Origin of the sequence: Bacillus sanguinis, from assembly GCF_018332475.1 — a bacterium.
Taxonomy (GTDB): Bacteria; Bacillota; Bacilli; order Bacillales; family Bacillaceae_G; genus Bacillus_A; species Bacillus_A sanguinis.
This window is the reverse complement of record NZ_BOQB01000608.1, coordinates 1-212: the sequence shown is the minus strand read 5'-3', so window position 1 is coordinate 212 and position 212 is coordinate 1. Positions and strand designations below refer to the sequence as shown.

1 protein-coding gene is annotated in these 212 nt (G+C 45.8%); it reads left to right on the top strand.

Annotated features, from left to right (window positions below; translation table 11 throughout):
- The coding region (locus KI369_RS28835; protein WP_212959039.1) for an ATP-binding cassette domain-containing protein at window positions 1–212 on the top strand (212 nt) is incomplete at both ends.

Genomic DNA, 212 nt, shown 5'->3' with positions numbered 1-212 from the left:
GAATATATCGGTTTTGTGTTTCAGCACTTTAATCTGTTGCCGCGTCTTTCGGCAGTCGAAAATGTTGAGCTTCCACTCGTATATGGTGGCATAAAGAAAGCAGAGCGTCGCAAGCGTGCTTTAGAGGCATTAGGTAAAGTTGGATTAGCAGACCGCGTGCATCATTTACCGAATGAATTGTCAGGTGGACAGAAGCAGCGTGTAGCAATTGC